The following is a 3,315-nucleotide window of genomic DNA, read 5'->3' as shown; positions in this document are numbered from 1 at the left end:
TCGGACATCATTGGTGAAATTGCCGCCGCCTCGCAAGAGCAGAGCGCCGGTATTGCGCAGGTGAACGACGCGGTGATCAAGATGGACGACGTGACACAACAGAACACGGCCCTGGTGGAAGAGGCTGCTGCGGCTGCCGAATCACTGGTCGAACAGGCGAGTGCCTTGACTGATGCGGTGGCTGGATTCAAGTTGCGCGCAGGCGATACCCATGTACCTGCGGCGGCCAAGATGCTGGCCAGGCCAGAAGTCAGTCGCGTGACTCATCAGCCAGCGGCACGTCCAGTGGCTGCTTCCAGGTCTGCAGCGCCAGTGCTGAAAGTAGCGGCCAAAAGCAGTGTGAACGAAGACGAGTGGGAAGAGTTTTAAACACCCGCCCGCCGCATGACAGGCGGTATGCCTGAAAAAAGCCCCGGTTAATCCGGGGCTTTTTTATTTGAATAGGAAATCAGGCTGTTCAGATTGTAAGAATGTGTAAATCGTGTAAGAAATCAGCGACATATGAAGTTTCGGGATGTTTTTTTAAATTAAACCCTAAAGTTTTATTAGTGATTGATTATATTGGATATTTTATAAATTTATACGGTTTTCACGATGTTTTTCGGGAAACTTTATTGTTAATGATGTGTAATTTTCCTAAAGAAATCCGGGATTTAAGTCGTAGCAGGTTCAGATAGCGATGATCGAGAAGTGAGCGCCTCGCTAGGCTGCAGTACCTATTTATCCCTACATGGAGAATGACAAATGACAAAGATGATCGTAGCAATCGTTTCCCTGGTAGCTGCAATGGCAGCATTCAATGTTCAGGCTGAAGAAGTATGCAAGGTTAGCGTAATGGGCCGTATCTGCACCAATGACAACAGTGCTGACACTGCCGCCCACATGAAGGGTAACGCTGTTGCCGAAGCTGAAGCCAAGAAACTGGCTGTTGGTAAAGATGGCAAGACTATCCTGGTTGATGCCAAGGATGTGCAGTCCAAGTAACAAACACGACGGGTAGCACATGCCCGAGAGCCAAGTCTCATCTCCGCGACCACTGCTCTCGCCCTGTTAGCACCCAAGATGTACTAACCGCTTCAAATTGAAGCGGTTTTTTTTCGTCTGTATATCCCGTATACAGGCAATATCGGCATCAATTCCTGGTGCATATGAACAAAAATCTAGGTGTTGTTGCTTAAATAAGCCGTAATTCCAGCCTTGTTCGTTTAATGGCATACGTTGACAGCGCCGTATAGTAGGTTCCAAGGCTAAAACCTTGCTTTATGCGCTGGGTTTATCGATGCATAAGCGGATAGTGAAATAAAGTGAGCTCGGGGATTCAAGTTCTGCGGAATTTACACGTAAGAGATGTAGAAGCTTGAAGCTCGGTTAGGCGAGCGCTGCATTGGGTTAATGCCTCGGCATGGAACAACATAATAATGAAGTCGGAGAACAGAAATGACTGTCGCTAAACGTATGTATCTTTTGATGGCGGTTGCCATTCTGGGGCTGGTGTCCCTGGCCGGATTGGCCTATCACCAGATTAATCGTGTCTATGACATCACCAACTTTTCGAATGTGGATTCCATGCCCAGTATTGCCCGGCTGGATGAGGCACTCAGCGAGTTCGAGGAATTGAACACCCTGGTATGGCAACACATGACCAATCAGGATAATGCCAAGAAAGCGGAGATCGAGACCAAAGTCGCTGCAGCACATGTGCGACTGACCGATACCCTGAAAAAATACGAAGACAATAATATCTCCGACGAAGAAGACAAGCGCATGCTGCAGGTTGATCGCCTGTTGCTCGCTGACTACGACACCCTCGCCGGCAGTGTGCTGACACTCTCTCTGGCAAACAAGCATGATGAAGCCCGGGACTCGCTTCTGGCAGGTGACACCACCATCAGCAAGCTGCAAAAGGCGATCAGCGATCACAGACAGCACAATGTGCAACTTGCCATCCAGAGCGCCGAAGAGGCCGCCGCCATCAAGGCCAGTGCTACCGAGTTCATGATCATTATCGCGATCGTGGCTCTGGCACTGGTGGCTGTGATCGGTTTCATGATCATCCGCACTCTCATGCGCCAACTCGGTGGCGAGCCCGCTCTGGCTGCGCAAGTGGCCAAGCGCATTGCGGCTGGCGATTTGCATGTGGCGATCAAACTGGCCAATGACGATAAAAGCAGCCTGATGTATTCGATGAAGCAGATGACCGACACGATCGTCACGCTGCTCAAGGATCTGGAAACCCTGGCTGATCAGCATGAAGCCGGCAATATGCGCGCGAGCATCGTCAGCAGCCGCTTCAATGGTGAATTCAATACCCTGGCTGATAAGATCAACCACATGGTGGCCAATTACGCCGACGTGTTGAATAAGTCCATGTCCTGCATTACGGCATTCTCCCAGGGCGATTTCACCAAGACCCTGCAAACCCTGCCAGGTGACCTTGCCTTTATTAACAAGGGCGTGGAAGGCTTGCGCCAGAATATCCAGACCCTGATTTCCGATATGCATTACATGTCAACCCAGCATCGCGAGGGCGAAGATGACGTGGTCATGGATGTCAGCAAGTACAGCGGCTCTTATGCCGAAGTGGCTGCCGGGGTCAATGATATGGTCGGTGACCATATTGAAGAGAAGAACAAGATCGTGGGGTTCGTCACCGCTATCGGCAATGGCGACTTTACTGTCAAAGTTGATCCATTCCCTGGCAAGAAGGCTTCCATCAATAAAAGCTTGGAAAAGGTCCGTGGCAACCTGCAAGGCCTGATCGATTCGATCAAATGGGTCAGCAACGAACATGAGCAAGGCAATATCGACATGACGCTGCACGCCCACTTGTTCAAGGGCGACTTCAGCAAGGTGGCCGAGAACGTCAATATCATGGTGGGTGGTCACGTCAAGCTAATGGAGCAGGCCATGGCCTGTGTAAAAGCCTTTGGTGAGGGCGACTTCAATGCCGAGCTGGAGCAGTTCCCCGGCAAGAAGGCCTATATTAACGAAACCGTTGAGCAAGTACGCAAAAACCTCAAGGCCTTGAATGAAGATGTACAGATGCTGGTGCGCGCTGCCAATGAAGGCCGTGTATCGGTGCGTGCCGATGCCAGCCGCCATCCGGGCGATTTCCGCAAGATTGTGGATGGCGTGAATGAAACGCTGGAAATGATCGTAGGCCCGATCAGCACGGTGAAGGAAGCGGCCGACGCGATCAACACGGCCGCGAAGGAAATTGCGCAGGGCAACTCTGACTTGAGCCGCCGTACGGAGGACCAGGCATCTTCCTTGGAAAAGACTGCTGCCAGCATGGAACAGTTGGCCTCCACCGTG

General features: G+C 51.2%; 2 protein-coding genes and 1 pseudogene. All 3 read left to right on the top strand.

Annotated features, from left to right (window positions below):
- Positions 1 to 369, top strand: a pseudogene (locus LG204_RS13335) (methyl-accepting chemotaxis protein); the annotation flags it as partial.
- 375 nt (positions 370 to 744) lie between these two features.
- Positions 745 to 984 (top strand): hypothetical protein, encoded by a 240-nt coding sequence (locus LG204_RS13330; protein ID WP_230337731.1) that lies wholly within the window; start codon positions 745 to 747, stop codon positions 982 to 984.
- A 453-nt stretch (positions 985 to 1,437) separates the two neighbouring features.
- Positions 1,438 to 3,315: MCP four helix bundle domain-containing protein (locus tag LG204_RS13325; RefSeq protein WP_328441921.1), on the top strand; the 1,878-nt coding region annotated here is incomplete at its 3' end.

Source organism: Methylovorus menthalis (genome assembly GCF_020523625.1).
Taxonomy (GTDB): Bacteria; Pseudomonadota; Gammaproteobacteria; order Burkholderiales; family Methylophilaceae; genus Methylovorus; species Methylovorus menthalis.
The sequence above is the reverse complement of the archived record's forward strand: the minus strand, read 5'-3'. Positions and strand labels throughout refer to the sequence as shown.